The organism is Puniceicoccales bacterium (assembly GCA_031255005.1).
GTDB lineage: Bacteria > Verrucomicrobiota > Verrucomicrobiia > Opitutales > LL51 > JAIRTH01.
On sequence record JAIRTH010000034.1, the window covers coordinates 1 to 17,237 of the forward strand.

The 17,237-nt window shown below is 41.9% G+C and carries 16 protein-coding genes and 1 tRNA gene; 6 read left to right on the plus strand and 11 right to left on the minus strand.

Features of this window, described 5'->3' with window-relative positions:
- Positions 1 to 75 precede the first annotated feature (75 nt).
- Positions 76 to 152: transfer RNA gene (locus LBH49_03515), tRNA-Asp, on the minus strand.
- 551 nt (positions 153 to 703) lie between these two features.
- Here LBH49_03515 and LBH49_03520 point away from each other — a divergent pair.
- Complete coding sequence (locus LBH49_03520; protein ID MDR0351683.1) at positions 704 to 3,202, plus strand: DNA topoisomerase 3; 2,499 nt, start codon at positions 704 to 706, stop codon at positions 3,200 to 3,202.
- A gap of 11 nt (positions 3,203 to 3,213) precedes the next feature.
- Here the strand turns inward: LBH49_03520 and LBH49_03525 are convergent, their stop codons facing one another.
- A complete protein-coding gene (locus LBH49_03525) occupies positions 3,214 to 3,942 on the minus strand; it encodes a ComF family protein (protein MDR0351684.1) in 729 nt (242 codons plus the stop codon).
- A gap of 2 nt (positions 3,943 to 3,944) precedes the next feature.
- Positions 3,945 to 5,813, minus strand: coding sequence for a transcription elongation factor GreA (gene greA, locus LBH49_03530; protein MDR0351685.1), 1,869 nt, complete (start codon positions 5,811 to 5,813; stop codon positions 3,945 to 3,947).
- A gap of 132 nt (positions 5,814 to 5,945) precedes the next feature.
- Between greA and LBH49_03535 the strand changes: the two genes are divergently transcribed.
- Both LBH49_03535 and LBH49_03540 read left to right on the plus strand, forming a co-directional pair.
- Complete coding sequence (locus LBH49_03535; GenBank protein MDR0351686.1) at positions 5,946 to 6,560, plus strand: SIS domain-containing protein; 615 nt, start codon at positions 5,946 to 5,948, stop codon at positions 6,558 to 6,560.
- 70 nt (positions 6,561 to 6,630) lie between these two features.
- A complete protein-coding gene (locus LBH49_03540; GenBank protein MDR0351687.1) occupies positions 6,631 to 8,001 on the plus strand; it encodes a diadenylate cyclase in 1,371 nt (456 codons plus the stop codon).
- A gap of 5 nt (positions 8,002 to 8,006) precedes the next feature.
- Here the strand turns inward: LBH49_03540 and ybeY are convergent, their stop codons facing one another.
- Positions 8,007 to 8,465, minus strand: coding sequence for an rRNA maturation RNase YbeY (ybeY, locus tag LBH49_03545; GenBank protein ID MDR0351688.1), 459 nt, complete (start codon positions 8,463 to 8,465; stop codon positions 8,007 to 8,009).
- Positions 8,466 to 8,491: 26 nt separating this feature from the next.
- Complete coding sequence (rpmG, locus tag LBH49_03550; protein MDR0351689.1) at positions 8,492 to 8,662, minus strand: 50S ribosomal protein L33; 171 nt, start codon at positions 8,660 to 8,662, stop codon at positions 8,492 to 8,494.
- Between the two features lie 130 nt (positions 8,663 to 8,792).
- Between rpmG and LBH49_03555 the strand changes: the two genes are divergently transcribed.
- From LBH49_03555 to lpxK, 3 genes are read left to right on the plus strand one after another with little or no spacing between them, the layout of a single operon-like run.
- On the plus strand, positions 8,793 to 9,437 hold the full coding sequence (locus LBH49_03555) for a DUF502 domain-containing protein (protein MDR0351690.1): 645 nt from the start codon (positions 8,793 to 8,795) through the stop codon (positions 9,435 to 9,437).
- A 3-nt stretch (positions 9,438 to 9,440) separates the two neighbouring features.
- Positions 9,441 to 10,508 carry a hypothetical protein gene (locus LBH49_03560; protein ID MDR0351691.1) on the plus strand — a complete coding sequence of 356 codons (1,068 nt, stop codon included), beginning with the start codon at positions 9,441 to 9,443 and terminating at the stop codon, positions 10,506 to 10,508.
- Complete coding sequence (gene lpxK / locus LBH49_03565) at positions 10,505 to 11,773, plus strand: tetraacyldisaccharide 4'-kinase (GenBank protein ID MDR0351692.1); 1,269 nt, start codon at positions 10,505 to 10,507, stop codon at positions 11,771 to 11,773. Before LBH49_03560 ends, lpxK begins: the two co-directional genes overlap by 4 nt.
- Here lpxK and LBH49_03570 read toward each other — a convergent pair.
- The 6 genes from LBH49_03570 to mnmA are packed head-to-tail and all read right to left on the minus strand — an operon-like array spanning position 11,718 to position 17,220.
- Positions 11,718 to 12,515 carry a thymidylate synthase gene (locus LBH49_03570; GenBank protein MDR0351693.1) on the minus strand — a complete coding sequence of 266 codons (798 nt, stop codon included), beginning with the start codon at positions 12,513 to 12,515 and terminating at the stop codon, positions 11,718 to 11,720. The two genes, lpxK and LBH49_03570, sit on opposite strands and share 56 nt — an antisense overlap.
- Positions 12,516 to 12,523: 8 nt before the next feature.
- The gene (locus LBH49_03575) at positions 12,524 to 13,072 is read right to left on the minus strand and encodes a YqgE/AlgH family protein (protein ID MDR0351694.1); all 549 of its coding nucleotides are present in this window, start codon (positions 13,070 to 13,072) and stop codon (positions 12,524 to 12,526) included.
- Positions 13,069 to 13,542 carry a dCMP deaminase gene (locus LBH49_03580; protein ID MDR0351695.1) on the minus strand — a complete coding sequence of 158 codons (474 nt, stop codon included), beginning with the start codon at positions 13,540 to 13,542 and terminating at the stop codon, positions 13,069 to 13,071. Before LBH49_03580 ends, LBH49_03575 begins: the two co-directional genes overlap by 4 nt.
- Entirely contained in the window at positions 13,539 to 14,531 is a 993-nt protein-coding gene (locus tag LBH49_03585) for a KpsF/GutQ family sugar-phosphate isomerase (GenBank protein MDR0351696.1), read from the minus strand. Before LBH49_03585 ends, LBH49_03580 begins: the two co-directional genes overlap by 4 nt.
- Before the next feature lie 56 nt (positions 14,532 to 14,587).
- A complete protein-coding gene (locus tag LBH49_03590; protein ID MDR0351697.1) occupies positions 14,588 to 16,084 on the minus strand; it encodes a glycine--tRNA ligase in 1,497 nt (498 codons plus the stop codon).
- 44 nt (positions 16,085 to 16,128) lie between these two features.
- The gene (gene mnmA, locus LBH49_03595; GenBank protein MDR0351698.1) at positions 16,129 to 17,220 is read right to left on the minus strand and encodes a tRNA 2-thiouridine(34) synthase MnmA; all 1,092 of its coding nucleotides are present in this window, start codon (positions 17,218 to 17,220) and stop codon (positions 16,129 to 16,131) included.
- Positions 17,221 to 17,237 lie beyond the last annotated feature (17 nt).

The window sequence follows — 17,237 nt, forward strand, 5'->3', positions numbered from 1 at the left end:
GAAATATGATAAAAGAATTATGAAATTTTACGAGAAATTTTACAAAAAAAATCAGCAAAAAACTATCAATCGTTTTGGCGGGATAGACGGGACTCGAACCCGCGACCTCCTGCGTGACAGGCAGGCGCTCTGACCAATTGAGCTACTACCCCCAAGCCAATGATATGGAATCTGAAGCTTAGCACGGTTTTGTCAAGAGCTGTTTCTTTGCAAAGCATTAGATAATTTTATATTTCCCATTGGCAATAACCATATTTCTCGGCCAATCCCTTTATGGCCTCAGCAGCAGCTTTTCGCCATCAATGGAATCACGGCTACAACAATTTATAATATTCCACAGCAGATCAATTTAGAAGCAAAACCTTTAAATTTCATCGAAAAAAAATGCAATGAGCTGAATCCGTAGACCAATGGTCGGATGAATATTTTGCATGGCACCGAATCAACATTCCGACAAAGCTTAATACATCATTGAACTTCATAATGTTATAACATACATTCATCTGGGTCTTCAGATATATTTACGCAAAATACTATGGGAGCAAATTTTCTGCCAATGCCAATCTATATAGACGTTAAATAAATAAAAATATGCAAGAATAAAAATAGTCTCTTGAAATTTATTGAATTATTATAATCACATTGTTACCATCTCTGCATCAATAGGTTTGCAGCGGGTTTATATTAATGTATTTCATTGGTTATGAAGAAATTGGTTATAGCAGAAAAACCGAGTGTTGCTCGGGATATTGTAAATGTTCTTGGAAAATTTGAAAAAAATGGAGAATTTTATGAAAATGATGACTATGTGATCAGTTCAGCTGTTGGCCATTTGGTCGAGCTTTTCATGCCCGAAGACATTGATACAAATCTGAAAAAATGGTCACTGGACGTACTTCCGATTTTGCCAAAAAAATTCGAAAAAAAACCCATAGAACAGACGAAAAAAAAGTTTAATGAGCTCAAAAAATTGATGGCACGCAAGGACATTGACATCGTAATAAATGCCTGTGATGCCGGCCGAGAGGGCGAATTAATTTTCACCTATATCTATGAATTGGCTGGTTGCAAAAAAATAATAAAACGGCTATGGCTATCATCGATGACCATCGAAGCAATTCGCGATGGATTTTCACGTCTGCGCACCGAAGAAGAAATGAAAAACCTCCAATATGCAGCCAAATGCCGCTCCGAAGCCGATTGGCTAATCGGCATAAATGGAACGAGGGCCGTGACGACCAAAATGTTTCGAACAAGAGCAGGCAATGTGGCCACCGTAGGGCGAGTCCAAACTCCAACCCTATCAATGATCTGCACCAGAGAAAAGGAAATAACAAATTTTATGCCCAGAGATTATTGGCGAATCATCGGAAATTTTGGCATAACAAACGGCACATACCTCGGCACGTTCAATAAACTCAATGTCCAAAAAAACGATCCTCAGGACCGCGGAGATCGAATCTGGTCCGAAGAAGAAGCAAATAAAATAATCAACGAAATCAATGCTGCTAAAGTGGCCATTGTTTCAGAAAAAAAGAAGAGGACAAAGCAGAATGCTCCACGACTCTACGACCTAACCACATTGCAGAGAGAAGCAAATACACGCTACAGCATGCCAGCCGGCATGACTTTAAATCTGGCCCAATCCCTCTACGAAAAACATAAATGCATCACCTATCCCAGGACCGATGCCAATGCGCTGCCAGAAGACTATGGCCAAACCTGTGTCGATATTTTAAATTCTATCACTCAGGAATTCAAAGAGTTCGCGGATATGGTTTTGAAAAATAACTGGGTGGACACATCCAATAAAAAAATATTCAACAACAAACAAATCAGCGATCACTTCGCCATAATCCCCACGGTAAAACGGCCAACCTCTTTGTCCGAAGAGGAATCAAAAATCTACTCAATGATAGCCAAACGGTTCATTGCAATTTTCTTCCCGGCAGCCGAATTCGACGTAACAACCAGAATGTCCAAAGTGGGACACCATGAATTTTTTACCGAAGGAAAAGTTTTGGCCAAGCCAGGATGGCTGACCGTCCATGGCAAAGCTGCCGCCGATCCGGAAAATGAAACAATACCAGCTTTATCAGAACAAGATGGAGAACCAGCTAAGGCCAATGTGATAGAGGTCCGTGCATCCAAAGAAGCCACCAAGCCGCCGCCTAGATATACCGAAGCAACTCTTCTGGCGATGATGGAAAGTGCCGGCAAAATGGTTGATGATGAGGAACTTGCTGAAGCTATGAAGGAACGTGGCCTTGGCACACCAGCCACCCGGGCCCAAACCATAGACCATCTGATCTCTTTGAAATACATCGAAAGAAATAAACGCGACCTGATACCTACGCCAAAGGCCGAAGATCTGTTTACATTTTTAGATGCCTTCAATATCAATATTTTATCAAGTCCAGCCCTGACCGGAGAATGGGAATATAAGCTACGCCAAATGGAACAGGGGAACCTGGACCGAGAGTCGTTTATCAACGGCATCGTTGATCTGACCAAGGATATTGTAGAAAAATTAAAACTTTTTAATGAAACGGATAAAGCCCTGCGACAATCAAACCTCATATCTCCCAGCGATAACCTGCCAATGCAGGAAACCTTAAAGGATTTTAGATCTCAGGATGGTCAAATAGTGCTGCCAAAGACTCTATCCGGCAGAAGGATGCTAAGTCATGAACTTGAAGAGCTATTGCGAAATAAAAAAGTTGGCCCCATAGATGGATTTCGATCCAAATTAGGAAAATTGTACTCGGCAACACTGGTACTCGATGAAACTGGCAAAATCAGTTTTTCCTTTGAAAAAAACACCGAACATGCAGATGATCCATTGATTACCATTGAGAAGCTACAAACCTGTGAAATTATTTGTAAGTGCCTATGCAATAATTGCAACGGAAACGTCTATGACTATGAAAATGCCTATATATGCGAAAATTTCATAAATAAAGATAAAGAGGCAAGGTGTACACTTCGGATCGGCAAGTATGTACTTGGGAAAGAGTTAAGCCGAGAACAGGCAATCAAACTGATATCCGATGGCAAAACAGACATGATAGATGGATTTCGATCTAAAAAAACCGGCAGACTTTTTTCTGCCATATTGATTTTTAATCAAGGAAAACTCAGCTTCGAATTCCAGACAAAATCCAAGGCCGTAAACAAGTACACGCCGCCAAACACCTTATAGGTCATAAAAAATCAACCTCTGGCAAGGGTCATCACAAACACCTGGGAATAGCCTCCTTCTTGGAGCTCTCTCACGCATTCATTTATAGTGGCACCGGTGGTCATAACATCATCTACTATAACAAGTTTTGTATTTTTTGGGAAATCTATATCTTTGCGCAGAGCAAAGGAGTTAACCACATTTTTAACCCTAGCTTCTGGATCCAACTCCGTCTGCGATCGATTATGCCTTTTTTTAATGAGCAAATTTTTTACCACGGAATTTTGGACGACTCTGCACAAGCCTTTCGCGATCAACTCACTTTGATTATAGCCTCGGGAAAAAAACCTCCGCCAATGAATCGGGACCGGCACGAGCACTGCATTGGAAACCAGCTCCACCATCGCCCTATTTTTCAAAACCATGGACTCGATGTCTGACAACATATACTCGCCGGATTTGTACTTCAACTCATGGATAATTTCCCGGGCAACGCCTTGAAACATCCACAGCGACATGGCCTTATTGAATCTTGGAGGATTTAATTTACATTGGACACAGAGTCTATCATCGGAGGCAACGGCGCCAGCAAAGGGCATGCCACAGCGAGAACACAGCGGCTCGGTGGTCCAACACAGCTGAGATGCACAGTAATCACACACATAGCGAAATTTGCTGTTTTTTAAAAGTTTATTACAGGCACAGCAATGACGCGGAAACAGCAGATCAACAAGGCAACCCAGCCAGGATCTCAAACTCATAATTATTTATTATCAACCCATTTGTCTATGCTTTGCACTGTCCAAGACTGTTCCTTTTGGCCAATTTTGATGGTAACCACATCTTCAACTTTCTTGCCCAACAATGCTTTACCCAGTGGAGTTTTATAGGACAAAATACCTTTATCCGGATCGCTATCCCAGGCTCCGAGCACAGCATACTTTACCACTTCTTTGCCATTTACCGTCTTCAAGTTAACCACCGTTCCTATGGAAACAACGCTGTCACTGGCCTCGGAAAAATCAACTATCTTTGCGCGTTTCAACTCTGACTCCAATTGAGCCTTCCTTGCCAATAGCGTATCCTGGTCTTGCTTGGCCATCTTATACTCAGAGTTCTCTCGGAGATCTCCATGTTCTCGTGCCACCTCAATGGCCTGCTTATTTGCCGGAATCTTTTCATTGACAATGGTTTCATACTCCTTGGTCCGGACATCAAAGCTGGTCTGGGAAACCATCAAAAATAGTTCATCTTCTCTAACCACACTCTGCTTACTGGATATAATTGTCTGAACCCCAGGAAATTCTTTAACAAATCTTGCCAGCAATGACCGCTTGGTAAGATCATCAAATCCTTGGCTGGCAATGAGTATCTGAGCCAAATCTCTGGCAGTATCATCGTTGGCACCGGCCAACAAATCCTTGATCAAATTCCTATCCTCGCTCAATATGTCAGCCAATGGAATTCTCTTGGTTCCAGAACTGAGCAGCGCCTCAGTGTCTATGGCCATCAACACAGCTTTCAATAGCCGTGGTCCTATGATCTCTTCGGGAATCACATCCATGAATTTTCGCACATGTCTGTTTTTCACTAACCATAGTAGAAGTGACGATTTTAATGATCTCTCATTTAACCACTTAAGTAAATTATCTGCCAAAAGTTCTTCGCAGCCTCGGTCCATCAAAAACAGTACACATTCGTTGGTAAATTTACCTTTGCTGTTCTTCAATAGGTTCGAACAGTAGGATTCCCATTCGTCTGGATAGGCACAGGTGATCAGGCCTAAAAATCTTTGATAGTAATTACTCGGCAACTCATCAACCAGTTTAGAAAAATTAGAACTATCCCGAATTATGGATTCAGGCGACGGCTCCAAAGATTCCACATCACTGCCAATCAAAGAAGCTAAATCGTTTCTAATCCAACAACAGTGAAGTCTTTGGGCCAAAGTAAGTTTTTTATCTTCGGTGGTAAGATAGGTGGTCAAATCATCCACCACACCTGCCACATCTCCAGTCAGAGCAGATCGGCTCTCCTCGGGCAATGATAAAATTTTCTCGGCAATCTGTATTCTTTTAACCGGATCTCGGTTTATGCGCAACTGTTCAAGTATTGCATCTTCTTGGCTCACAGGTTCTTCTCTTAGGACAAAGGTGTTGGATTTGGTTTCGGACTGTCCAATTCTCGGATCATTCGCCAACAGCTTCTTCGCCGATGCCCACCATCTTCTATAAGCAAGCTCGCCAATTATACGCCTAAATACTCTTTCAATTTCACTCACAGCCACTTCGCGATCAACTTCAGCGGTCATCATCTCGATTATAAGCCCCACCGGGTCTTCCTTTGCTGCCTTTAGCATACCGCTTTTATCTCGATGAAAACGGACCAACACATTGTCCTCATCCAGAATCTCCAACTTCCTAGCACAAAACACCGGGTCCATGGCATGCTCAAGTCCATCCTCGAAGACAATCAAAAGCTTATTTTGGGCCTTATCATAGGATCTTATCTGCCCAAAACCCCAGCTTTGATGCATGCAAAATGCACCATCATCCATCTTGCGTAACCTTGCAATCTCATGATCAAGCAATGATTGCTTACGCACAATATTCTCCACCGTCTCTTTTTCCATTTCAAAGCTATATAAATTTATTAAATGTTTCGATCAATAATTTCAATCATCGATGTTGTCAATATTTTCGATTCCACGAATTTCATTCCATTGACAATGCAAGTATTTTTATGACCCTTTGTAAATACTTCTATGGAAAATTATGTAAAATTATGCCTAGATCGGCATCCTAGGCTGAATTGCTGCGAAGCGGATATGCTAAATTCCATTGATTTTTTGTGCGATTGCTTTGAAAAAAATAACAAGCTTCTGCTCTGCGGCAACGGTGGCAGCGCTTCGGATTCGAGCCATATGGCTGCAGAGCTATTGAAAAGTTTCCGGCTCAAACGAAGCATCACCGGTCCAATGGAAAAAGAACTCGATGAAGATCTGATTGAAAATCTTCAGGGATCATTGCCAGCCATTTCATTGCCAGATTTCGTTGCTACAAACACCGCCTATGCCAATGACTGTGCTCCGGAATACCCGTTCGCCCAATTGGTCTTCGGCCTCGGCCAAAAAGATGACATTCTTTTTGCCCTATCCACCTCGGGCAATTCCAAAAATATTATCCTAGCAGCTCGAACGGCCTTGGCTAAAAAGATGAAAGTAATCGGCCTTACAGGATTAACCGGCGGACAGTTGCTCGATCACTGCAGCATTTGTATCCGCGCTCCGGAAACCGAGACCTATCTAGTTCAAGAACTTCATATGATTATTTATCATACAATTTGCCTAGCAGTGGAGCAATATTTTTTTAGCAATTAGGAAAAATTTGTAATTGATATTCAGTTTTTACTAGTATAGTCAGCCACATGTATTATAATATTCGGCCAAAATGCGGCTACACAGATTTTTAGCAAAAGACAGGGTTATTGACATCAAAAGTAAAACATTTGAAGATGCTATTGTTGAACTTTTGGAGGTATGTCGGCTTCCGAGAACCATCGGTAGTCCGGAAGAAATACTTCATCTCATTATTGAATCTGAAAAGACTATACCTACCTATCTCGGTGACGGCATAGCCATGCCTCATGTTAAACTAGCCATTCCCAGACCCTACATCTTTGCCGTGGGTCGATGTCCCTATGGGCTGTCCGATAGCAATTCTTCGGATCACAAACAGATAAAAGTATTATTTCTATTATTGTCGGCCAATGGTGGAGATTTATATTTGAATGTATTATCTTCTTTGGCAAGAATATTACAGGATCCTTCGGTGGCCAATGAGTTACAAAATCAGCCATCCATTAGGGCATTTAGATCAAAAATAAATGAAATATTTGTAGGCGATAAGGCCAGCGAAAATCCCAGTGAAACCAAATTCAATAATCTAATACTAGATAAGGCAAAACAAATAGCCTATGCAGCCAAATGTTCGGCCGTGATGATTTTTGACGATGTTATAACCGGAGATTCCTACGATTGTGCTGATAAATTCGGCAATTTAAAGACACTATTTGTTACACAAAAAGCCAATGCCCTTTCGGGCCAATCGAATTTTTTAAACAATATTATTTTTGTGCAATCTTTTTCAACCCATAGGCTGGCTCAACTTAGAAGTGCCATAATAATAGGACTGACCCGAGGATTGATTCAAGGCAATGAGAAAATATGCTGCATTTCAGGAATAACCAAAAGTAATATGTTTGACACCATATCGGTCATAGATATTGCCAAGGAATTCAGCTCATCTGTATCTGCGACCAATGGCAAAATGTTTCTCCAGGATGGCATTAGACCCGAGGTTTTGGAACGCCTATTGGCCATTGTTGGTGACATTTCCGTCGAAGGCCGAGAAGGCAAACCTGTGGGCTGTCTGTTTGTTTTAGGAGATATAGAAAAAATAAAGCCATTCACTAAACAGTTGGTCTTGAATCCTTTTTTTGGATATAAGGAAGAAGAACGAAATATTCTAAATCCATTCATGGCCGAGACTGTGAAAGAATTTTCAACCATAGATGGTGCTTTTATTGTCCGAGGAGATGGCGTCATAGAATCGGCTGGTACATTGATTCAGGCACCAAATAATCACAACATTCAAATGCCCAGCGGGCTGGGAACTCGTCATGCAGCAGCAGCAATTATTTCATTGGTATCCGAAAGCATAGCAATCACTGTATCCGAAAGCACAAACCAAATCACCCTATTTCGAGACGGAAAAATGACTGCCCTGTCCGAACAAAGCCTTTCGGCATCCACTCTGTGAGTTTTCTATGAACCGGTATATTTTATTAAGTCCCAGTCTTTGGCCGGCGCCATGACAGCATTCAGATAGGCTAAACACTTGGCTTCGGCTGCCCGCATCTCTAGTATATCCGCATCGCTAACATCTTCCAATCCAGCTAAATGCAGATATCCATGGACCAGATAAAGTTTGATTTCTGAATCCAATGTAGTTCCAAACGCCCTGCAACACTCTAGAGCATAGCTTGGACAGATGACGATTTCTCCGGCAAACCCCATGAAATCATCGCCATCGAATGTCATCACATCGGTGGGCGTTGGATCATAAAGAAACTTACCATGAATAGAAGCCATAGTCTCCCTATCGATAAACGCGACAGAAAGATCTCCGGCAGGAATACCATAGCCATCGAAATCGTCAAGATTCCAAAACAAAGATATAATCCGACTTTGATTAAACACGAAATCAGCGCAACTATCGGTCACATCAATAACTCGGCGCACTTAAAAATCTACTTCTTTATTTCTCGATGAAGGGTATGCCTCCTAAGAAACTTGTTGTATTTCATTTTTTCCACACGCTCGGTTTGTAATTTCTTATTCCTTGTAGACATATAGCGCGAAACTGGCTTACCTTCCTGTTTAGCTTCTGTACATTCCAGAATTATATACTCTCTCGGCATGGAATAAATCTCAATAAAACCAAAATTATTGTCAATAATTAAATTTGACTAAAAATATTTTATGAACAATTTATTCTTAACAATCCAATTGACATTGCCATAGATGGCATAAAATTACATAATACAGTTTATGCTCAAAAAATTACGTAACGCATTGATAACAGGCACCATACTGATACTGCCACTGGGAATAACCATAATTGTGGTCGACCTACTTTTGGATCATATTGGAGCTCCGTCCAGCAAATTTTTTCTGAGTTTTCTAGGCATATCCGTACCGGATGAGTTTTGGATGAGCACCATAGTCAACATACTATCCACACTCATATTGGTGATCATTGTATCGCTCTTCGGTGTGCTCTCTAAGTATTTGCTTGGCAAAACGATAATAAATTTGACCGAAAAAATTATCGACAAATTACCATTCATAAATACAGTTTATAATACCGTTAAGCAGATTGTCGAGACCTTTAGCAAGAATCGAGATGCGGTTTTTCAATATACTGTATTGGTCAATTTTCCCCATAAGGATTCCTATTCCATCGGCTTTGTCACCAGCGAAACCGATGGAGAAATCAAGGAAAAAACTGGTAAAACCATTGTCAACGTCCTTGTGCCAACCACTCCAAACCCCACCAGTGGATTTTTGCTACTAGTCCCCAAGGATAACGTAATCTATTTGGACATGTCCGTCGCCGATGGAATGAAAATGATAATATCCTGTGGTGTGGTAACTCCACCCTATCCCATTAAGACGGACGAAGTTAAGAAATAACCAATGAATCAACAACGCCATTTTATCTGTGGCAATGACGATTTTCTTGTGGATCGAGCCGCCGTTGAGATTTATAAAAAAATAGCCCCAGACGAATCATCGATTGAAATTTTTAACTGTTCCTGCTCAACAATTAATGAAACTATGGCTCGGTTAGACGATCTATGCATTTCGCTTAGGACATGGCCAATGTTTTGCACCAGAAAATTTATATGGCTGCGTAATGCTAATTTTTTGTGTGACAACATTCTAAGCAAATCCGAAATCGTTCGCGAAAAAATATCCACAGTGCTAGAAGAAATCCAACGATGCGCCCATTGTGATCTCATCCTATCAGCTTCACCGGTAGATAGAAGATCCAAATTTGTAAAGGCATTTGCCGAAATTTGCAATTATAAGTACTTGGATATAAGCAAATTAAATAACACATTATCCAGTGCATCTAAATACTTTAAAGATCAGGAAATTTCACTAACTAAAGATTTTTTGGAAAAAATAGTCTCGAAAATAGGCAGTGACTCGCGCACACTTTTCAGCGAAATAGACAAGCTAATAACCTATATATATCCGCGTAAGACTGTGTCAGCGAAGGACATAGATGATATCATTATGGAAACTCAAGCCAGCGATTTTTTCGAAACCGTCGATCTATTCTTCCAAAAAAATTCACCAGCTGCCTTGGATGCATTGCACAAATATTTCATCAAAACCTCCGAAGCTAGGCCGCTATTGGCCGCACTGCAAAGCCGAAATAGATTGATGTTGCAAATCTCCGCCCTGCGCAAAACCCATAGTCTCCGGACAAACTTCACTCAGGATACATTAAATAGGCTTGAAAAAGAATATAAATCTGACCAGAATGACCACAAATCCAAAACTAATTACTCCATTTTTAAACAAAACCTATGGTATGTTAACCGGGTCGCATTAAGCGCTAACATGTTTACAATCAAACAATTAATGTCATTTCAATTTTTGTTTTCAGCAACATTTTTTTCGCTTATAAAACACTACGATTCCCAGAAAGAAGTTATGGTAGCTTTATATAAAAAATGCACGCGCGTGATATGAGACAAATAAGAAAAGTCAAGTATTTTATCAAAAAAAAAGCCAGGCATATGGATAAAAAAATAGATTCTTTCGCCGAATTTTTATCCGATGTGCTCTATGGCCGAAGGACCGATCGCAAGTCCAAACTGTTTATATCGCTGGTTTGGCCATTGTCATATCTGTTCGCCCTCATCGTAAAAATAAGAAAAATGATGTATGAAAACAAAATTTTGACATCATTCTCTCTGGGCTGTCCGGTGATAGTTGTGGGAAATCTGACCGTTGGAGGCACTGGAAAAACACCAGTGACGGAAATGCTGGCAAAAAAATTGCTCAAAAAAGGCCGAAAAGTTGCCATCATAAGCCGCGGTTATAAAAGCAAAAAAGATCCGCTGATAAAGAGATTTTTTAGATGGATGACCCATCGAAACCCACCTCCACCAAAGATTGTTAGCAACGGCACATCGCTGCTGCTCTGCTCCGAAAAAGCCGGTGACGAACCATTCATGCTCGCCAGAAATCTTCCTGGCGTGCCTGTAATCGTCGACAAAGATAGAGTAAAGGCCGGAAATTATGCCATAAAAACCTTCGGAGCCGATGTGCTCTTGCTAGACGATGGCTTCCAATATTTCAGGCTGTCAACAAATATGCAGTGGCTTCTAATCGATCGGACAAATCCATTCGGCAACGGCAAACTCCTTCCCTGCGGGATACTTAGAGAACCAACAAGTCATATCAATCGCGCCTCCTGTGTGATCATCACTAAGTCCGATGACAAAGCCGATGCGAAATTAGAGAAGACAATCCGGACCTACAACCAAACTGCAAAAATAATATATTGCCGCCACACCCCAAAACATCTAGTGAACCTTAAAGATAACTCCATCAAGCCATTAGACCATCTTAAAAATAAGAGAGTTGCTGTATTCAGCGGCATCGCCATGCCAGACAGCTTCGAAAATTTTATAAAAACCACCGGTGGCCATGTGGTCCATAGGAGAAGATTTCTCGATCACCACAGATTCCTGATAGGAGAACTGGAACGCATGGATGAAAATGCATCCTATGTCCGTGCAGATGTTATAGTTACCACCGAAAAAGACTCGGTTAGAGTAGATGAAAAATTTGAATTTTCCATCCCGGCCTACTATTTGCGCGTTGAAATAGAACTCCTTTCCAAAGAACAAGAACTGGAATATGCCCTGGATTTCTTGCAAACAAAACCGCCAATCATACAGCAATTGGAGCCTTTATTGGTCCATGTGGATCATAGTCCAACAAATTAATATCTTTGTACCTAAAGGCATCTATATCATCCACTTCGCCATTAAGAGTCACCCGAGGCAACTCCTTCGGCTTCCGAGACAACTGCTCTTTCACCTGATCAATATGGTTCACATATATGTGCACATCACCAAAACTGTGAACGAATTCAGCAGCCTTCAGACCGCAAACCTGCGCAACCATCAGAGTCAGAAGCGAATAGGACGCAATATTGAATGGCACCCCCAAAAACATGTCAGCACTGCGCTGATACAGCTGACAACTCAATGCCCCAGAGGAAGATACATGAAACTGAAATAGCGAATGGCAGGGAGGTAGCGCCATTCTATCCAACTCACCCACATTCCAGGCATTGACCACATGCCGACGCCCATAGGGATCTTCTTTTATCTGCTTTATAATCCGAGAAATTTGATCCACTTCTCTCCCATCCTGCGTCCCCCAGCGACGCCACTGCTTACCATAAACTGGCCCAAGATCTCCCTTGGCATCGGCCCAGTCATTCCATATCTTTACGCCATTCTCTTGTAAATACTTAACATTGGTTGAGCCTTTCAAAAACCATAGCAATTCATATACCACCGACTTGAAGTGAACCTTCTTTGTGGTCACCAACGGAAACCGATCTTTCAGATCAAATCGCAGCTGAGCGCCGAACAAACCGATGGTGCCTGTTCCGGTGCGATCCTTTCTAAGTTCTCCATTATCAAATACATATTTCAATAGATCTAAATACTGTTTCATAGTCCATGCTAATTCAACGATGGATCATCCGGCAACTCCCTAAATAACAGCATTCCTGGATTTATCCTGGCAACCATCGCCTCCCATAGTTTTTCGCCGCGCTCTCGGGTGTCAAACAAATAACCAATATCTGCCACCAACCAATCGCCTCTAAGTATTTCCATTAGAAGTTGATATGGCGCCCAACTGGTACAACCAAGATAGCCGCGAATCTGGGCCCCTTCCTCTCGAACGGAAATCTCCTCGGCCTCTAATTTATTTACATTATACCTCAATTCATAACCCACATCATTGTCATGGGGAATCCAAGCTGTCAAAGTTATGTGCCTAGAATTAACCGGACCGCCACAATAGAGCGGATTGTCTGCTATGATACTATGAGAGAATTTCTTACTGAACCCTCCCATGGTCATAAGCAATGGTCTATTGACTATAATCCCCACCGTTCCATAGTCAGAATATTTTGCCACCAAAGACACGGTTTTAGAAAAATTTCTGTCCTTAACCGAAGGAGTTGCAATCAATAAACGACCTGATAAATCCATTGCACTTTTCATAGTTTATTTATAGGAATTTTCCACTCATTTAGAAGCTCAAAAACAAGATCATCATTTTTATAATCAAAATGATATTTGATCTCCGCTATGCCACTTGATACCATAACCTTTGCGCAATTTACGCAGGGAAAATGTGAAACATATGCTATTGCTCCATCGATACTTACACCTCTACGAGCCGCATCTGTCACTGCATTTTGTTCGGCATGAACCACAGCCTGTTCATGGCCATCTCGCACCCTGGATATATGCGGAGCCCCGGCCATAAAACCATTATATCCAACGGCAATCAACCTATTCTTGTATGCGCCCTTGGAAACAATTAAGCAACCTACTTTCAATCTAGCACATACTGAACGACAAGCCGTCAAAATAGCCATGGCCATGAAATAATCATCCCAACTTGGCCTGGCCTCCCAAGTCTGGGCCAAAGTCGCAATCTCTTCGGTTAATTTTAAATCATCACTCATGGACGTCCCTGATATGCATCATGTAATCTTAAGAGTCCGACGAACTTAGTATTGTCATTTCGATCCATCACTGGCAAAACATACACCTGGCTAGCACCACTCTCCATAACCCTCAACGCTTCACCCAGGCAATCATCTTCAAAAACCTTGCGCGGCACTGCAGTCATTATGTCCTTTGCAACGATTTTATCCATAGATAAATTTTTTTGTCTTTGCAAAGCTCGCCGAATATCGCCATCGGTGATTATTCCAAGCATATGGACACAATCATCCGTAACAATCGCCGCTCCAAGGGGATACTTTGTCATTGTTATCAAAATATCTATCAATGGCAAATCGCTCCTGGCCATCGCCACAGCATCTGGCCTATGCATGATATCGCCCACCGAAAGCAACAAATTTCGCCCCAACTGCCCACCGGGATGAAGACAGGCGAAGTCGTTCTTAGAGAAGCCAGTGGCGTTCATTATTCCACAGGCAATGGCATCGCCTACGGCCAACGACAAAATGGCACTGGTGGTAGGAATTATCCCCAATGGATCGCCCTCAATCTTCACATTTATGTCAAATACCAAATCAGAATTCTTGGCCAATGGAGAATTTCCATCGCCCACAATGGATATTATCGGTGACTTAAATCGCTTTAAAATAGGCAGCAGTCGCAAAATTTCTTCGGTGCTTCCACTCTTCGATATCATAATGGACGGATCGCCAGGCGTATATATACCCAAATCTCCGTGGACAGCCTCGGCCGGATGAAGAAACACCGAACGCACACCTATGCTATTAAAAGTAGCCGAAATTTTCTGAGCAATATAGCCAGATTTTCCCATGCCACAGACAATCACTTTCACCGAACGATCGCACAAAATTGGCAATGCTTTGCCAAGAGGATCAACAATATTCTTCCTAATCGATGCCAGCGCACCGACGCTATGATCGATAAAACTCACCGCCGAATCAACGGATATTTTCACATCAGCAACCACGATCCTAATGCTTCTATTATAAGGACCTAGGTCAATAAATTAATATTTTCTATAGCCTAGAAGATATTTTCCATCAACCTCGCCACAACCTGTTCTTCGGTCAATCTAACCTGGGTGGTGGAATCTCTATCGCGTAACGTAAATGTTTGAGTTTCAAGCGATTCGAAATCAACGGTCAAACAATAAGGCGTACCAATTTCATCCATCCGCCTATACCTGCGACCTATGGCACCGGATTCATCATAGAATGCATTGCAAATTTTACTGAATCTATCGTACAATTTTCTGGCCATGATAACAATCTCTGACCTATTTTTCACCAATGGTAGTATGGCAATTTTGATCGGTGCAATCCGGGGATGAAGTCTTAAAATTACCCGCCTTTCGCCATCGATTTCATCCTCGGCATAGGCAGAACATAGCAGCGCCAAAAACAGCCGATCCACCCCCACTGAAGGCTCAATAACATGAGGAATATAGCTACAATTTTTAGATTCATCAAAAAATTCCAACGACTTACCACTGGCATTATGATGTTTGGTCAAATCAAAATTTCCCCGGGCGGCAATGCCCTCTAACTCACTCCAGCCAAACGGATATTTAAATATTATATCGGTACAAGCCCTGGAATAGTGAGCCAACTTCTCCTTAGAATGGACCTCCAAACTAAGCAACGAGGGATCCAATCCTATGTTTTTGTGCCAAGTCAGTCGCTCATCCACCCAGTAGCTATGCCATGCCTCCCAAATATCCTCTTGAATAAAAAATTCCAATTCCATCTGTTCGAATTCTCGAGATCTGAAGGTGAAATTCCTAGGAGTAATCTCATTTCTGAAGGCCTTGCCGATCTGAGCAATGCCAAAAGGCACCTTAAGCCTACTGGTATCCAAAACATTTTTGAAATTGATAAAAATACTCTGAGCAGTCTCAGGCCTAAGGTAAGCCATTGATGAATCATCTGTTAGGGCACCAATATGAGTCGTAAACATCAGATTAAAAGCCCTTGGCGGAGTCAAACTACCTGGCTTACCGGTGGCCGGCGATGGGATTAATTCATATTCATCTGGCCTGGCTTTTATATAATTATTGAGTGTTATTTTATCTAATTTGCCGTCTTTACCAAGTCTCTTTTTTAGATCATTGGCAAATTTTTCGGCAACAGATTGCATGTTATTATCTTCCAATACAGATACATATCCTATGAATTCCCCATCGACGGAAATTTTTGAAAAATAAAGTTGGTCGGCCCGGTACCTCATCTTAGATTCCTTACAATCCACCATGGGATCAGAGAATCCCTCCACATGACCGGAAGCTTTCCATACCAAAGAATTAGTGATAATTGAACAATCTACCCCAACCATATTGTCTTTCCTTCGTACCATATCGTTCCACCAGGCATCGCGAATATTTTTTTTCATTTCAGAACCCAAAGGCCCATAGTCGAAAAAACCAGCCAGACCACCGTATATTTCTGAGGATTGGAAAATAAAACCACGGCGCCTACACAGCGCGGTTATTTGATCCATGGTAGCTTGAGCAGCATCACTCATAAAATATGATAGGATAAAATCTAAAAGATTGGTCAATACAATAATTATATTTTTTTATCATAGATTCCTCCGCCTAGCAAAACTTCGCCGTCGTAAAATGCAATAACCTGACCATTGGCCAAAGCCCGCTGCGGTTCTTCGAATTCCACAACGGCCATGGTTGCATCGACCCTTTCAAAATATATCCGTTGGGATGGATCTCTATACCTCGGCTTTGCCAACAGCTTACATCTGGATTCAATCACCCTATTGATATAGCTCAAGTCACGTATCATGAACCGTTTACCATACAAATTTCTGGCCATAGGAGACTCAAAAGCCACCACCAATCGATTATGCTTCGAGTCCTTATCTACCACCACATAGTGATTAAAATCCGAATTCGATGGCACATTAATACCTCGACGTTGGCCCAAGGTGAAATTATGGAGTCCCAGATGCCGACCGATCCTATTGCCTCGATCATCCACTATATCACCGGGGTTTTCTTCTATATATTGGCTCAAAAAATTCTGAATCTTCACATCACCAAGAAAACATATGCCCTGACTGTCCTTGCGTTCAGCGTTTGCCAAGCCGGCAGCTCTGGCTATTTTCCTTACCTCGGCCTTGGTCATATCACCCAGCGGGAACTCTGCAATGGCCAACTGTTCCTGAGAAAGATAGGCCAAAAAGTATGATTGGTCCTTGGTTTTATCAACGGCTTCCTTCAAATCAAAGGAACCATCTGCATTGGAATGTTTTCGGCAGTAATGACCGGTGGCCATTTTGCTAAAACCTTTCCTTGCCACATGGCTATACAACGCCCCAAATTTTATGAACCGATTGCACATCACATCGGGATTTGGTGTGAGCGAATTTTTATAGCCATCGATGAGTTCACGGACCACAAACTTGCGATAGTTTTCTATCATGTCTATAATCTCAAAATCCACGCCAATTTCGTCAGCCGCTCTACTTGCTGACTCAAGATCCTGCCGCCACGGACAGTGGGAAAGCGGATTATTCGCATCGCCATTATGCCAGGTTCGCATATATCCGCCGGCCACATTTTTTTTGCGCTCTTTTAGCAACCACGCGGCCACCGAACTATCCACCCCACCGGACATGGCCACAAAAATACTGTCAAGTTCCATTTCGGCCACACATCATT